Source organism: Hyphomicrobiales bacterium (assembly GCA_016710435.1).
Lineage (GTDB): Bacteria > Pseudomonadota > Alphaproteobacteria > Rhizobiales > Aestuariivirgaceae > Aestuariivirga.
This window is the reverse complement of sequence record JADJVV010000001.1, coordinates 811,095-824,574: the sequence shown is the minus strand read 5'-3', so window position 1 is coordinate 824,574 and position 13,480 is coordinate 811,095. Positions and strand designations below refer to the sequence as shown.

Annotated in this window: 14 protein-coding genes; 8 read left to right on the top strand and 6 right to left on the bottom strand. The window is 61.3% G+C overall.

The features are described 5' to 3' along the window. Window positions 1–149: 149 nt before the first annotated feature. Window positions 150–1,700, bottom strand: coding sequence for a carbohydrate kinase (locus tag IPM06_04030; GenBank protein ID MBK8769584.1), 1,551 nt, complete (start codon window positions 1,698–1,700; stop codon window positions 150–152). A gap of 92 nt (window positions 1,701–1,792) precedes the next feature. Next, window positions 1,793–2,548: a 3-oxoacyl-ACP reductase FabG gene (locus IPM06_04025; GenBank protein MBK8769583.1), complete on the bottom strand. Its 756-nt coding sequence runs from the start codon at window positions 2,546–2,548 to the stop codon at window positions 1,793–1,795. A 115-nt stretch (window positions 2,549–2,663) separates the two neighbouring features. Between IPM06_04025 and IPM06_04020 the strand changes: the two genes are divergently transcribed. Continuing rightward, window positions 2,664–4,202 (top strand): FGGY-family carbohydrate kinase, encoded by a 1,539-nt coding sequence (locus IPM06_04020; protein MBK8769582.1) that lies wholly within the window; start codon window positions 2,664–2,666, stop codon window positions 4,200–4,202. A gap of 2 nt (window positions 4,203–4,204) precedes the next feature. Here IPM06_04020 and IPM06_04015 read toward each other — a convergent pair whose 3' ends face one another. Then, window positions 4,205–5,170: a glycosyltransferase family 2 protein gene (locus IPM06_04015; GenBank protein MBK8769581.1), complete on the bottom strand. Its 966-nt coding sequence runs from the start codon at window positions 5,168–5,170 to the stop codon at window positions 4,205–4,207. Between the two features lie 185 nt (window positions 5,171–5,355). Here IPM06_04015 and IPM06_04010 point away from each other — a divergent pair, with 185 nt between their 5' ends. The 5 genes from IPM06_04010 (at window position 5,356) to IPM06_03990 (ending at window position 8,147) form a co-directional block, all read left to right on the top strand. Then, the gene (locus IPM06_04010; protein MBK8769580.1) at window positions 5,356–5,646 is read left to right on the top strand and encodes a hypothetical protein; all 291 of its coding nucleotides are present in this window, start codon (window positions 5,356–5,358) and stop codon (window positions 5,644–5,646) included. Window positions 5,647–5,826: 180 nt separating this feature from the next. Continuing rightward, entirely contained in the window at window positions 5,827–6,117 is a 291-nt protein-coding gene (locus IPM06_04005; GenBank protein MBK8769579.1) for a hypothetical protein, read from the top strand. A gap of 155 nt (window positions 6,118–6,272) precedes the next feature. After that, on the top strand, window positions 6,273–6,566 hold the full coding sequence (locus tag IPM06_04000) for a hypothetical protein (GenBank protein ID MBK8769578.1): 294 nt from the start codon (window positions 6,273–6,275) through the stop codon (window positions 6,564–6,566). Between the two features lie 188 nt (window positions 6,567–6,754). Next, window positions 6,755–7,045 carry a hypothetical protein gene (locus IPM06_03995; GenBank protein ID MBK8769577.1) on the top strand — a complete coding sequence of 97 codons (291 nt, stop codon included), beginning with the start codon at window positions 6,755–6,757 and terminating at the stop codon, window positions 7,043–7,045. A 172-nt stretch (window positions 7,046–7,217) separates the two neighbouring features. Next, on the top strand, window positions 7,218–8,147 hold the full coding sequence (locus IPM06_03990; protein MBK8769576.1) for a 3-keto-5-aminohexanoate cleavage protein: 930 nt from the start codon (window positions 7,218–7,220) through the stop codon (window positions 8,145–8,147). A gap of 12 nt (window positions 8,148–8,159) precedes the next feature. Here the strand turns inward: IPM06_03990 and IPM06_03985 are convergent, their stop codons facing one another. After that, window positions 8,160–9,005 (bottom strand): D-amino-acid transaminase, encoded by an 846-nt coding sequence (locus IPM06_03985; GenBank protein ID MBK8769575.1) that lies wholly within the window; start codon window positions 9,003–9,005, stop codon window positions 8,160–8,162. A 139-nt stretch (window positions 9,006–9,144) separates the two neighbouring features. Here IPM06_03985 and IPM06_03980 point away from each other — a divergent pair, with 139 nt between their 5' ends. Both IPM06_03980 and IPM06_03975 read left to right on the top strand, forming a co-directional pair. Continuing rightward, window positions 9,145–10,464 carry an aspartate aminotransferase family protein gene (locus tag IPM06_03980; GenBank protein MBK8769574.1) on the top strand — a complete coding sequence of 440 codons (1,320 nt, stop codon included), beginning with the start codon at window positions 9,145–9,147 and terminating at the stop codon, window positions 10,462–10,464. Between the two features lie 24 nt (window positions 10,465–10,488). Then, window positions 10,489–11,865, top strand: a complete 1,377-nt coding sequence (locus tag IPM06_03975; protein MBK8769573.1) for a glutamine synthetase — start codon at window positions 10,489–10,491, stop codon at window positions 11,863–11,865. A 46-nt stretch (window positions 11,866–11,911) separates the two neighbouring features. Here the strand turns inward: IPM06_03975 and IPM06_03970 are convergent, their stop codons facing one another. Together IPM06_03970 and IPM06_03965 are read right to left on the bottom strand one after the other, a co-directional pair. Next, a complete protein-coding gene (locus tag IPM06_03970; GenBank protein MBK8769572.1) occupies window positions 11,912–12,421 on the bottom strand; it encodes a TIGR00645 family protein in 510 nt (169 codons plus the stop codon). A 33-nt stretch (window positions 12,422–12,454) separates the two neighbouring features. Further along, window positions 12,455–13,462 (bottom strand): TerC family protein, encoded by a 1,008-nt coding sequence (locus IPM06_03965; protein ID MBK8769571.1) that lies wholly within the window; start codon window positions 13,460–13,462, stop codon window positions 12,455–12,457. Between the last annotated feature and the right edge of the window lie 18 nt (window positions 13,463–13,480).

The following is a 13,480-nucleotide window of genomic DNA, read 5'->3' as shown; positions in this document are numbered from 1 at the left end:
GGCGTTGTCGTGATTTTTATACATAAGATGAATTTTTATGCAAGGGAGATTTGCAGTGGCGGTGCGGCAAGCAAGGCGTGCCATCGACCGACCAGACCACCGTAAGGAAAAAAATTCAAAAACAGTCGCTTACGCGAGGAGCCTTGTCCTCAGGAACCATTGCGCAGGGCGCGCCAGATGGGCCGCATGGCTTTCCGCGCGGCTACGTATTGCGGGAACACGGCATCGTATTTCGCCGCCAACTGCCCATCCGGTTTCAGAGGTTCGCCGAGGTGCGGATCAATCCAGCGGGCGGCGCAAGCGGCCATGTCCGGGTAGAGGCCCTGCTGCACGGCAGCCATCATCGCGGCACCGGCCGCACCCGCTTCCTCGCGCGTGACGCTCCGCACCTCGGCATTGAGGACGCTGGCAAGTATGAGGCGCAGCACGTTCGAGCGCGCCGCACCACCGGTGATGCGGACCTCCTGCGGCACAGGCCCCATGGCTTCGTAACAATCGCGGGAGGCGAAGGCGAGGCTCTCGAACACGGCGCGCATCATGTCGAAATAATCAGCCGTGGTGTCGAGGCCGTTGAACATGGCGCGGGCGGAGAGGTCCATGAAAGGCCCGCGTTCGCCGGCGCGCGAGATGTAGGGGTGGTAGAGGAGCTTCGCGGGCTCACGCTCAAGCAGTTTGCCGTCCATGCCGGAGAGAAGGTCGGCGCGCGTCTTGCTTATACCGCTGTCGGACAAAACGCCGCGCGCAACGTCCAGCAACCAGTCGATGTTGAGGGTCGAGGCCATGTTGGACTGCATCTGCGCCACGGTGCCAGGTGCCGGAAAGATGCAGGTGAAACCGGAGCGTTCGGCGTTGAGGCGCACATCACCGGCACTCATGCGCAGGCGCTGGTGCATGCCGGTCGATCCGACGATGGTGCAGCCCGAACGGCCGCTGGGATCGAACAACCCACCGCCGAGCCCCGAGCAGACGATGTCGATGTAACCGAGACAAACGGGTGTGCCGGTCTTCAGGTTGGCAGCCTTGGCGGCATCCGCCGACAAGGCGCCCGCGATTTCCGTGCCGTTGACGACGGGCGTCAACAGTCGCCTGGCCGTGCCCGCGCCCATCTGGTCGAGGATGTCAGGCTTGTACGTCTGCGTCTGGTAGTTGCCGAAAGTGAAGTTCGCTTCCGACGGATCGGTGACGCGCTCGCCCGTGAGCTTGAAATAGATCCAGTCCTTGCAATGGAAGGCGTGGCTAGCGCGGGCCAGCATCTCCGGGCGGTGACGCTGCATCCAGGCGAGCTTGCCGCTCATCTGCACGACGGTAAGGCCGGTTCCCGTGCGCGCATAATGCGCCGCGTAGTTTTCCGAGGCAACGAAGTCCTCGACGATGGAGGCGGCGCGGTTGTCGAGCCAGATCGTCGCAGGTCCGACCGGTTCTCCCGCCTTGTCGATGAGCCACATGCCATCGCCTTGTGCGGTGACGGAAATGGCGATGAGACGGGAGGCGAGATCCGGAATCTTCTCGCCCAATTCGCGCAATGTGGCGGCCGCGGCATTCCAGGTCACGTGCATGTCCTGTTCCACGCCGCCATCGGCATGGGTGACATAGACGTTGGGTACTGCGGCGACCGCAAGCTGGGTTCCGTCGCCCGCGAAGGCCACCGATTTGATGACGGACGTGCCCGCGTCAATGCCGATCAGAATTCCGTCGTTCATGAAATGCCCCCGAACTGCGGCCTGGTGTTTGGCGCAAAAGGCTACGCAGGAGCAAGGCGGAACTCAAGGGTGCGTGGCCCGCCATGCGCGTTTCACATCGCGGTATAGCCACCGTCCACGGTGAGAACTGTTCCGGTGATGTAGCTTGCCGCATCCGACGCGAGGAATACAACGGCATTGGCGATTTCATGCGGTTCACCGAGGCGTCCCATCGGCGTCATGCGCATCCATGTCTCGAACCACTCCGGCTTCGAGCGGCCCGCGAGGGTGAGTTCCGTTGCGGTGTATCCGGGGGCGACAGCATTCACGCGCACGCCCTTCTGCGCCCATTCCACAGCGAGGGATTTGGTCAGCAGGTTTACGCCGGCCTTGGCGGCGTTGTAGGCCGCTTGCGGTTGCGGATAGACGGCGACGCTGCCGCAGATCGACGAAATGGAAACGATCGCTCCCCGTCCGGCCTCCACCATGTGCTTGCCGAATCCTTGCGCACAATAGAACACGCCGTTGAGATTGACGTCCATCACGCGCAGCCAATCCTGCTCTGCCAGCGCTTCGGAGGGGGCGTTGTGGACGATCCCGGCATTGTTGACGAGAACATCGAGCGGGCCGTGAAGCGACTTCAGCTCCTGGGCCAATGCTTCAATGGCGGCGCGATCGGTGACGTCGAGGCGGTGAAAGGTGCCGCCGAGGTCCTTTGCGGTCTGCTGTCCCGCGGTTGGATCAACGTCGGCAATCACCACCGTGGCACCCGCCTTGACAAGGGCTTCCGCACAGGCGCGGCCGATTCCTTTTGCGCCGCCCGTGACGAGTGCGCGTTTGCCGTGAAGGGAGAAGGGCTGTGATGACATGGCGGGCTCGTGTTCCTGTGGGTTGAATGCGGAAGACGCGCATCACGCGCCTCTGCGTTGCGTCTTGCCAATGCGGCAGTTTGTGGCAGCATGACCTCGCGAGGGGGAATATGCCATGGCAACCTGTCTGATTGGAATCGATATCGGCTCCTACGAGTCGAAGGGCGTGCTGAGCGACACATCAGGCAAGGTTCTCGCCAAGGCGGCGCTGAAGCACGAATTGCAGTTTCTGCGCCCGGGTTTCGTGGAACAGGATGTGGAAGCGGTATGGTGGGGCGAATTCGTGGAGCTGGTGCGGCTGCTCATGGAGCAGGCCAGGGTGCGGGCGCAGGACGTGGCCAGCGTGGGTCTCAGCGGCATCTATTCCATGGTGCCTGTCGATGCCAATGCCGATCCGTTGCGCTCCGGCGGCATCATGTACGGTGTCGATACACGGTCGGTCGTCGAGATCGAGGACCTGGAAAAGAAACTCGGTGCCGAACAGATTTTCCGGCGCACGGGCAACGGCTTGTCGGCGCAGTCCATGGGGCCGAAGATCCTGTGGCTGCAGCGCCACGAGCCGGAGGTGTTCAAGATGGCGCACAGCTTCCTCCCTTGCGCCAACTTCATCGCAGCGCGGCTGACGGGCAACTTCTTCATCGACCATTTGACGGCCGGATTTTTTGGCCCTCTCTATGAGCCCGCCAGACTGGCCTGGGCCGAAGACCTGTGCGAGGGGATCGTCGATCCACTCCGCCTGCCCGTACCGCGCTGGGCCACGGAACTTGCGGGCCGCGTCACCGCCAGTGCGGCGCGCCGTACCGGGCTGGCTGAAGGCACGGCCGTCACCATCGGCACCTGCGACGTGGCAAGCGAGGCCATGAGCATCGGCGTCCGTTCGCCCGGCGACATGATGCTGATGTATGGCTCAACCGCGTGGATCACGCTCCTGAGCGATGCGCCCATCATGCACGAGAAACTTTTTGCCACGCCGTTCATCTTTCCCGGCACCTACTGCCTGCACGGCGGCATGGCCACCAGTGGCTCGCTCACACGCTGGTTCCGCGACAATATGGGTGCCGACCACGTGGCGGCGGAGAAGGCGGGTGGTGACGAGGCCTATTCGGTTCTCACCAGTCTTGCGTCCAAGGTGCCGCCCGGTTCTGATGGGATCGTCGTGCTTCCGTATTTTTCCGGCGAACGCTCGCCGCTCAACGATGCCGATGCGCGAGGCATGATCTTCGGCCTCGACATCGGCCATGGCCGCGGACATCTCTACCGCGCCGCCCTCGAAGGCGTGGGATATTCCATCAACCATTCGCTGCAGGTGATGAGAGGCGCGGGCGCGCAGCCCCGGATGATGACTTCGGTGGGCGGCGGCACGAAGAACGCGGTGTGGCTGCAATCCGTCTCCGACATCACCGGCCTGCCGCAACGGGTGCCAGCGCTCACCATGGGGGCTTCCTACGGCAACTGCTTCATTGCCGGTTATGCGGCGGGGCTCATCCACGATGCAGCCGCCATTTCGAGATGGGTGGAGATGGATCACACGGTGGAGCCCGACGCCAGCAATGCCGGCGTCTACAGCCGCCGCATGTCCACCTATCTCGATCTTTACACCCGCACAGCAGACCTGATGCACGCGACAAGCCGCGAGCAGCGAACGGTGTCCTGACCTCAGGCTGATGGAAGGTCCGGTGGAGGCGAAAGCGGCGGGACCAGTTTCATGACCTCTCCGAGGAATGGATGCTGCGCCGCGAGGAGGGCGATATCCTCGTCCACGAATTGTCCCCGCAACATTTCCGCCAGCTTGTGGTCGCGCCAGACCGCGCGGGCGCCATTCTCCAGCAACGTGCCGATGACGAAAAGTTTGACCTCGTGGGTGACGTCTTCGAAATCCGGGCGATGGCGATGCTGGTGCAATCCGATGACATGTTCGCTCTCGGCCGTGTTGGAATCATGGAGGCCGCGCCAGCTCAGCATCTCGTCGATGAGCAGGGTTCCGCCAAGCATGTGCGCGCCGTAGGCACAATAGGCATCGGCGAAGTGGCGTACATTCTCCATGTAGGCCTTGCGCCGTAGGAACATCAGCGCGTCCCTTCGGAACATCATGGCGGAGGTGGTGGCCCAGAGCCAGCCATTGTGTTCCGGCGGATAATAGGCCGTGAAGCCGAAGTCGGCGAGGGTGGCCTCGGCGCGTGGCAGCGTACCGCCGGTGAATGCCTTGTACCTGTAACCCACGTAAGTTCGCGCGAGCACGCTGCCGCCGATGCGGAACAGGCCCATCTCGCACGTGGCCACGGGTGCAAAGACGATGGGATTGAGGTGGCAGTCGAGCATCCGTTCGACGAACCGGGGTTCGTAGATGTCATCAGGATCGAGAAGCGCCACAAACTCTCCGCGTGCAACAGCGAGACCTTCGAACACGGCATTGATCTGTCCCTTGTTATGGGGCAGTTCGACGAGGTTTACGCGCGGGTCGCCGATGTCCTTGACGATGGTACGCAGGGCGGCGCGATGCGGCGCATCGGACGAATCATCCACGACGATGATCTCAACCAAAGAATGAGTTTGGGCGAGCGCGCTCTCCAGGGCTGTCTTCACAAAACGTGAATAATTATAATGGGTGACGATGATGGACACGAGGGCATTCCTCGCATCTGGAACACCGTGAAGTGGTCTTGCCTTTGCCGCTGTGTCTTCCGCCATACGAACTGCCGTCATACCTGTCATTTTCGCAACGCTGGTTTCAATCATTCATAATTGCCAGCGTCTCATCACCATGCAACAATTGAGTTTGAGGGGTGTCAACAAAATAGAGGTTTCTCATGAGCCGTACATCCGTCCTTGCCATCTTTGCAGCTGCCGGAATTGCATTTACCGGAGCGATGACGCCTGATGCCATGGCCCTGGCGCGTGCCATCTCTTCCGGCGACATGGGGCAATTGCAGCGCTTCGTGAAACAATATCCCGCCAGTCCCTACACTCCGGCGGCCGTTCGTCTCGCCTGTGAGACCAACTGGGTCAATGGTGCCTGCGGCAGCGATTCCGATCTCAAGGGAATCAACAACGGCAACAGCAGCAGCCCGCCGCCGAAGTCGGGCTATACCACGACCTGACGCTGGAACCTTGCTGGCCGCACGTGCGGCACAGTGCTGAAAAATGCGCCAGAGCATGATGTGCTCTGGCGTTTTCCCGATGATTCTCACGAAGTCACGCCGCACAGCCTTGCGGACGTCAATCATGCGTGCGAAATGCTCATTTGAGGGGCATTGCACACACTTGAACAAGGAACACTCATGAGCCGCACTTCCATTCTCGCGATTTTTGCCGCCGCAGGAATCGCCTTCACAGGCGCCATGACCCCGGACGCCATGGCTCTTGCCCGGGCGATTTCGTCTGGAGACATGGCCCAACTGCAACGCTTCATCACGCAATATCCTGCGAGCCCCTACAAACCGGAGGCCGTTCGCCTCGCGTGCGAAACCAATTGGGTCAACGGCGCCTGCAGCAGCGATTCCGATCTCAAGGGAATCAACAACGGCAACAGCAGCAGCCCGCCGGCGAAGTCGGGCTACGCTTCCGGCTGATCATCGTTCGTTGCATTCTGTTCGCCGGGACTCCCTGAGTCCTGGCGTTTTTTCTCATTCCGTGAAGCGCATTCGCACGTGCTGTGGTCTTGCTATCGGCTTATCCGGGTGGCAAAATGATGAATGGGGGGAGTTCAACATTTGAGGTCACTCACATGAGCCGCACATCCATTCTTGCCATCTTTGCCGCCGCGGGTATCGCCTTCACGGGTGCCATGACGCCTGATGCCATGGCCTTGGCGCGCGCCATCTCTTCCGGCGACATGGGGCAACTGCAACGCTTCATGAAGCAGTATCCAGCCAGTCCCTACACGCCGGATGCGCTTCGTCTTGCCTGCCAGACCAACTGGGTCAATGGTGCTTGCGGCAGCGATTCTGATCTCAAGGGAATCAACAACGGCAACAGCAGCAGCCCCGGCCCGAACTCCGGCTACGCCGCGCCAGCGTAGGACTGTATCACCCGTCAGAATACATGTGCCAGGGCATTCGTGCCTTGGCACGCTTCTGTTCATCTCTGTGCAATTCGACACTCCACCAGTTTCAGTTTCTGCGTGTGGCCGCCATTCTGTCGCACTTGCAGGCTGTAGCAACTGTACCACATGTGCTGTTGAGGGGTTTCAACACACTGAGGTGAACCATGAGTCGCACTTCCATTCTTGCCATCTTCGCCGCTGCGGGCATTGCCTTTACCGGTGCCATGACGCCTGATGCCCTTGCGCTGGCGCGCGCCATTTCGTCTGGAGACATGGGGCAGCTGCAACGCTTCGCGAAGCAGTTTCCTGCGAGTGCCTACAAGGGTGAGGCATTGCGCCTTGCCTGCGTGACGAACTGGGTCAACGGTGCCTGCGGCACGGATGCCGACCTCAAGGGCATCAACAACGGCAACAGCAGCAATACGCACAAGCAGATGTATGGCATGAGCGGCTGAGCGCCCGACTGCAACGTCCCGGAAAGCGCCAGAGCAGAAGTGCTCTGGCGCTTTTCATTTGGGGTGGGCGGGTTTCGTGACATGGGCTTCTATTCGCGATATGGAGTGAACTCTGGAAGCGATGCGGCGCAAACGAAATCACAAGGCCGCGCGATCAGGGAGGGGGAAAGACATGGCGAACAAGGTGATCATTTCGGTTGCGGTGACGGGGTCCATCCACACACCCACCATGTCGCCGCATCTGCCCGTCACGCCCGACGAGATTGCGGAGCAGTCGATCGCGGCGGCGAAGGCGGGCGCTGCCATCATCCACCTGCACGCCCGTGACCCCAAGGATGGGCGGCCGACGCCTGATCCGGAGGTGTTCATGCAGTTCCTGCCGCGCATCAAGCAGAACTGTGATGCCGTCATCAACATCACCACAGGAGGCGGGGCCAACATGACGGTGGACCAGCGCATGGCCGCGCCGCTGGTGGCCAAGCCGGAGATGTGCTCGCTCAACATGGGGTCGATGAATTTCGGCATCTTCGGCCTCGCCGACCGCTACAAGGACTGGAAACACGACTGGGAAGAACCCTTCCTGCGCGGCACCGACAACTTCATCTTCCGCAATACCTTCGGCGACATCACGCGCATCCTCAAGGAACTGGGCGAGACCCATGGCACGCGCTTCGAGCACGAATGCTATGACGTGGGCCACCTCTACACACTTGCCCATTTCGTGGACCGGGGCCTGGTGAAGCCGCCCTTCTTCGTACAGATGATCTTCGGCATTCTCGGCGGCATTGGCGCCGACATGCGCAATCTCATGTTCATGAAGGAAACCGCCGACAAGCTGTTCGGCGACAGCTACCGCTGGTCCGTGCTGGCGGCGGGCAAGAACCAGATGGCTTTCTGCACGCAGGCCGCCATGCTGGGCGGCAACGTGCGCGTGGGGCTGGAGGATTCACTCTGGCTCGGCAAGGGGCAACTGGCGCCCAACAATGCCGCGCAGGTTTCCAAGATCCGCCGCATCATCGAGGAACTGGGACTCGAGGTTGCGACGCCGGCGGAAGCGCGCGCGATGCTCGCCCTCAAGGGCGGCGACCGGGTGGGTTTCTGAACCCTGCCAATCTCAGGCGGACTGGACTTCTTCCATGAAAAAGTCGCGGAGCTTGCGGGTGATGGGCCCTGGCTGTCCGCCGCCCACGCGCTTGCCGTCGATTTCCACGATGGGCATCACGAATTGCGAGGCGGAGGTGAGGAAGGCTTCGTCCGCGGCGCAAGCCTCATCCGGCGTGAAGGCGCGTTCCTCGATCTTCACGCCATGCTCCCTGGCGAGGCGGAAGAGGGCACGGCGGGTGCAGCCCGCGAGGATGCGATTGGACAGGGGCCGCGTGATGACGGTGTTGTCCTTGACGATGTAGGCGTTGGATGACGTGCCTTCGGTGACGAAACCATCCTCCACCATCCAGCCTTCGCTCGCGCCCTTTTCATAGGCTTCCTGCTTGCCCAGCACGGGGGCGAGCAGCATCACCGACTTGATGTCGCGGCGCAGCCAGCGGATATCCGGCGTCGTCACCACCTTCACGCCGGTGCGGGCATTGGGGTTGTCGACGAGCACCATCACCTGCGGGAAGGCGACGAGGGAGGATTTTGCCTCCTTGGGAAAATTGAACTGGCGGTCGGCCACGCCGCGCGTCACCTGCATGTAGATGATGCCTTCGCGGAGGGCATTGCGCTTCACCAGTTCCTCATGCATGGCGCGGAGTTCGGCAGCCGTGCAGGGCCAGGCCATGCGCAATTCCTTGAGGGAGCGGTCGAGGCGCTCGATGTGCGCGTCATAATCCACGAGCCTGCCGTTCACGATCGGCGTCACCTCATACACCCCGTCGGCGAAGAGGAAGCCGCGATCAAAGATCGAAACCTTGGCGTCGGCTTCGGGCAGGTATTGACCGTTGACGTAGGCGATGCGGCTCATGGGGCAAGTCCTGAGTTATGTTGCAGTGCAAACCTGAGGGGTTGAGGTCGCCCCTTAAACCCGGCTAAGGCCATGGTCAACGGAAACAACTTTCAGGTTCATCTTGCCTTCAACCCTTTCGGACATCGCCGTCGAGGCGATGATCACGCGTGAAAAGGCTCACTTCCGGCAACGCAATCCGATTTCAAGGGCGCTCGGTGAGAAGGCGGCTGAGCACTGGCTCCGCGGTGTTCCGATGCACTGGATGGTGGACTGGGGAACGCCCTTTCCCCTGTTTGTGAACCACGCCACGGGCGTCGATCTCACCGATGCGGATGGCAATCACTACATCGACTTCTGCCTGGGCGACACGGGCGCCATGTTTGGACATTCACCACCTGCCGTGGCGGAAACGCTGGCGCGGGAAGGGGCCACCGGCCTCACCACCATGCTGCCGTCGGAAGACGCAGACGAGGTGGGGGGCTTGCTCCAGGACCGCTTCGGCCTTCCCTACTGGCAGGTGACGGCCACGGCCTCCGATGCCAACCGCGCCGTGCTGCGCTGGTGCCGCGCCATCACGGGGCGGAGCAAGATCCTCGTGTTCAATCATTGCTATCACGGCTGCGTGGATGACACCTTCGTCACCGCAGACGATGGCCGGGTGAAGATGGTGGAAGGTCTCGTCGGAGAACCGCGCGACCTCACGGCCTTTACCAAGGTCGTGGAATTCAACGACGAGGCGGCGCTGGAAGCTGCTCTCGCACCTGGCGATGTGGCCTGCGTGCTGGCCGAACCGGTGATGACGAATATCGGCATGGTGCTGCCGGCCCCGGGATTTCTTGAAAAACTCCGTGTGCTGACGGAAAAGACGGGCACGCTGCTGATCCTCGACGAAACGCATACGCTGTCCTCCGGACCCGGCGGCTATACGCGGGAGGCGGGGCTGCGGCCTGATGGTCTCGTGTTCGGAAAGCCCATCGCTGGCGGCATTCCCGCCGCGGCCTACGGTTTTTCAACAGCCGTTGCCATGCGCATCCGCGAATACCTGGCGAGCCGCGGCGAAGGCCGCTCCGGCATCGGCACCACATTGTCAGGCTCGAAGATCCAGATCGCCCTCATCAAGACGGTGCTCAAGACATTCTTCACGCCAGACGCCTTCCTGCCGCTCATCAACCGGGCGCGGCGTCTGGAAAAGGGAATTGCGGATGTCATCATCAAACATGGTGTGCCCTGGCACGTGACCCGCGTGGGAGCCCGCGTGGAATTCATGTGCTGCCCGGGCCGTCCGAAAAACGGTTGCGAGGCGTCGAAGGTGATCCACCGTCCGATTGACGAGGCCGTGCATCATTTTCTCCTGAACCGCGGCGTGGTGATCACGCCGTTCCACAACATGATGCTCATCTGCCCGGCCACCACCGACGACCACGTCGACACACTGATCCGCAACCTGGACCGCTGCATCGCCGAGCTGAAGAGCTGAAATCCCGAAAGGGAGGAGTTCAAAATGTCTTATGTCACCCCCAAGCGTGGCGCCGAGGCGCAAGCCTTCCTGGATGCCAACTCTGATATCGACAGCGTACAGATCGTCTGGACCGATCTGTGCGGCGTCGTGCGCGGCAAGGTGCTGCGCCGCGACGAAGTGGTGCCCGCCTGGAACGACGGCCGCTTCTTCCCCATCTCCGCGCTGGTGCTCGATGCCACCGGACAGGACGTGCCCGAAACGGGGCTGGTCTTTGACGAGGGCGACCGCGATTTGCTGCTCTGGCCCGTGCCGGGGTCACTGCACCGTGTGCCGTGGCTCGAGAACACGGCACAATATGTGGCGGCTATCCACGATCTCGACGGCACACCTGCCTATGCGGACCCGCGCAATGCGCTGGAGAAAATCATCCGCCGCTTCACCGAAGACCTCAAGATGGTTCCTGTCGGTGCGATCGAACTTGAATTCTTCCTCATGGACCGTGCCTCGGCCATGGCGGGCAAGCCCATTCCGCCCCGTTCGCTGATCAACGAGGCCCGGCCGCAACATTACCAGGCCTATTATCTTCAGGACACGGATGATTTCGGCCCGTTCTTCAAGGACCTCTATGCCTGGTGCGATGCGCAGGGGCTTCCTGCCAAGACGCTGATCTCGGAATATGCGCCGGGGCAGATGGAAATCGTCTTGCGTCACCGCGCCGACGTTCTGAAGGCCTGTGACGAGGCCGTCATGCTGAAGCGTGTCATCAAGGCCGCGGCCGAGAAGCACGGGCTTTGCGCAACTTTCATGGCCAAGCCCTATTCGCAATGGACCGGCTCGGGCATGCATGTGCATGTGTCGCTTGGCGATGAAGATGGCAACAATCTCTTTGCCGCCGATGTTCCGGCGGAGAACCAGTTGCTGATGCATGCCATCGGCGGATTGAAGGCGGCCATGGCGGAATCCATGCTGATCTTCGCTCCCAACGCCAATTCCTACCGCCGCTTCCGCCGCAACTCCTATGCGCCGGTTGCTGCCAACTGGGGCGTGAACAACCGCACCGTGAGCCTGCGCATTCCAGCAGGCTCTGCCAAGGCCTGCCACATCGAGCACCGTCCCTCTGGCGCTGATGCCAACCCCTATCTCGTCATGGCGGCAATCCTCGCGGGCATGCATTACGGTATTTCGGAGAAGGAAGATCCCGGCAACCCGGTCGTCGGCAATGGCTATGAAAAGCGCGCAAAATATATTCCCGGCAACTGGTTCGATGCCATTGATGCCTTCTGGCGCGCCTCGATCCTGAAGGAGTATTTCGGCAAGGAGTTCGTGGACACCTTCTGCACGTTGAAGGAGGTGGAGGCGGACCGCTTCTTCGCCGAGCCCACCGTGCGGGATTTCGAATGGTATCTGCGCACGGTCTGAGCAGCGCGCGAAAAAGAAAAGAGAGCGGGGTCTCGCCCCGCTCTTTTCATTTCTTGGTCGTGGCCATCACGCGGTCGATGTAGGCGAGCAGCAGGGCGGACGCGACGAAGGCCATGTGCATGACCGTCAGCCACATGATCTTGTCGCTGGTGTACTGGTTGGCATTGAGGAAGACCTGCAGCAGGTGGATCGAGGAGATGGCCACGATCGTCGATGCCACCTTGATCTTGAGCGAGCCCGCGTCGATCTTGCCGAGCCACGACAGTTCGCCGCTCTTTTCTTCGGCCTCATCGAAGCGGCTGACGAAGTTCTCGTAGCCGGAGATGATCACCATCACCACGAGGCTCGCAACAAGGCTTGCATCGATGAGTGCGAGGATCTTGAGGATGGCGTCGGTCTCCTCCAGCACCATGACCTTCGAGAAATACTCCCACAGCTTGCGGAGGAACGAGATGGCGTACAGCAACAGGGCCATGGCGAGGCCGAGATAGAACACCACCAGGAGCCAGCGCGAGGCCAGGATGATGCGTTCGACCATGAGTTCCAATTGCTTCATGTGTATATCGTTCCGATGCTGAATGTTGGGATGCTATTTGACGAGATCGTGCATGTCGGTGTCCATGGCGGGTTCGTTGCGGGTGCGCCACAGGGAGAAGAGAACACCCGCGGCCAGGATCGCCAGTGTCACGACCAGCGAGAGCAACGTGTCCACCTTCACGCCCAGCGGCACGAGGAAGATCTTGATGCCGACGAGGACGAGGATCGTGGCGAGTGACACCTTCAGGTACTTGAAGCGGTGCATGGCGGCGGCCAGGGCGAAATAGAGCGAACGCAGGCCGAGGATCGCGAAGATGTTTGAAGTGTAGACAATGAAGGGGTCGAGCGTGACGGCGAAGATCGCGGGCACGGAGTCGACCGCGAAGATCAGGTCCACGCATTCGACGAGGATGAGCGCCACGGCGAGCGGGGTGAGCCAGGTGACGAGCTTGCCCGAGGCGGGGTCCTTCTTCCTCACGGTGAAGTCGTGGCCGTGCAGTTCGGAGGTGATACGGAAATGCCGGCGCAGGTATTTCAGCACGGGATTGCTGTCGAAATCGGATTTCTCATCCGTGGCGGCGAACATCTTCACGCCTGTGAACACGAGGAAAGCGCCGAAAAGATAGAGGATCCAGCTGAACTGCGTGACCAGGGCAGCACCGAGCCCGATCATCAGTGCCCGCATGAGGATTGCGCCAAGGATGCCCCAGAACAGCACGCGGTGCTGATAGGCACGGGGCACGGCGAAATAGCCGAAGATGGTGGCGATGACGAAGATGTTGTCCATCGCCAGTGACTGTTCGATCACGTAGCCCGTGTAGAATTCCAGACCGCTCTGGGCACCGCGCGACCACCACACCCAGGCGCCGAAGGCCACGGCAATGCCGACGTAGCCAGCGTAGAGCGCGAAACTTTCACGGGCGGAGATCTCGTGGTCATCCCGGTGCAGGACGCCGAGGTCGAAGACCAGAAGGGCAACAACAATGGTCGCAAAGACCATCCAGAAATAGGCTGGCGTGCCGAAGACGTCGGCAGACAGGAAGGCGAAGAGGATTTCCATGCCGGGCTCTCAATCAGA

Excerpts from the sequence above, each read along its gene's own strand:
- IPM06_04030 (MBK8769584.1), bottom strand. The coding sequence starts at position 1,700 with ATGAACGACGGAATTCTGATCGGCATTGACGCGGGCACGTCCGTCATC.
- IPM06_04025 (MBK8769583.1), bottom strand. The coding sequence starts at position 2,548 with ATGTCATCACAGCCCTTCTCCCTTCACGGCAAACGCGCACTCGTCACG.
- IPM06_04020 (MBK8769582.1), top strand. The coding sequence starts at position 2,664 with ATGGCAACCTGTCTGATTGGAATCGATATCGGCTCCTACGAGTCGAAG.
- IPM06_04010 (MBK8769580.1), top strand. The coding sequence starts at position 5,356 with ATGAGCCGTACATCCGTCCTTGCCATCTTTGCAGCTGCCGGAATTGCA.
- IPM06_04005 (MBK8769579.1), top strand. The coding sequence starts at position 5,827 with ATGAGCCGCACTTCCATTCTCGCGATTTTTGCCGCCGCAGGAATCGCC.
- IPM06_04000 (MBK8769578.1), top strand. The coding sequence starts at position 6,273 with ATGAGCCGCACATCCATTCTTGCCATCTTTGCCGCCGCGGGTATCGCC.
- IPM06_03995 (MBK8769577.1), top strand. The coding sequence starts at position 6,755 with ATGAGTCGCACTTCCATTCTTGCCATCTTCGCCGCTGCGGGCATTGCC.
- IPM06_03990 (MBK8769576.1), top strand. The coding sequence starts at position 7,218 with ATGGCGAACAAGGTGATCATTTCGGTTGCGGTGACGGGGTCCATCCAC.
- IPM06_03985 (MBK8769575.1), bottom strand. The coding sequence starts at position 9,005 with ATGAGCCGCATCGCCTACGTCAACGGTCAATACCTGCCCGAAGCCGAC.
- IPM06_03980 (MBK8769574.1), top strand. The coding sequence starts at position 9,145 with ATGATCACGCGTGAAAAGGCTCACTTCCGGCAACGCAATCCGATTTCA.
- IPM06_03975 (MBK8769573.1), top strand. The coding sequence starts at position 10,489 with ATGTCTTATGTCACCCCCAAGCGTGGCGCCGAGGCGCAAGCCTTCCTG.
- IPM06_03970 (MBK8769572.1), bottom strand. The coding sequence starts at position 12,421 with ATGAAGCAATTGGAACTCATGGTCGAACGCATCATCCTGGCCTCGCGC.
- IPM06_03965 (MBK8769571.1), bottom strand. The coding sequence starts at position 13,462 with ATGGAAATCCTCTTCGCCTTCCTGTCTGCCGACGTCTTCGGCACGCCA.